Here is a 258-nt window from a genome sequence, read left to right as displayed (position 1 = left end):
AGGAAATTACTTAATTAGACCCATTTCTTTGTAGTATTTTTCTGCACCTGGGTGAAGAGGAATAGAAAGACCAGCTTTCACCATGTCTTCTTTCTTCAAGTTTGCGAATGCAGGGTGTAGACGTTTGAAGGTATCAAAGTTTTCAAACACAGCTTTTGCCACGTTGTAAGCGACATCGTCTGAAACATCAGAGGTCGTTACCATTGTTGCTGCAACACCAAAGCTGTTTACGTCTTTGTCTGTACCGCGGTACATACC

At 41.9% G+C, this 258-nt stretch carries 1 protein-coding gene; it reads right to left on the bottom strand.

The window, feature by feature from the left end; all coding sequences use genetic code 11:
• Positions 1–6: 6 nt before the first annotated feature.
• Positions 7–258 (bottom strand): TAXI family TRAP transporter solute-binding subunit (locus IQR33_RS18920; protein ID WP_193843929.1); only part of this gene is annotated, 252 nt, incomplete at its 5' end.

Origin of the sequence: Vibrio sp. OPT46, from assembly GCF_015163535.1 — a bacterium.
GTDB classification, from domain to species: Bacteria; Pseudomonadota; Gammaproteobacteria; order Enterobacterales; family Vibrionaceae; genus Vibrio; species Vibrio alginolyticus.
This window is presented reverse-complemented; position numbering and strand designations above follow the sequence as displayed.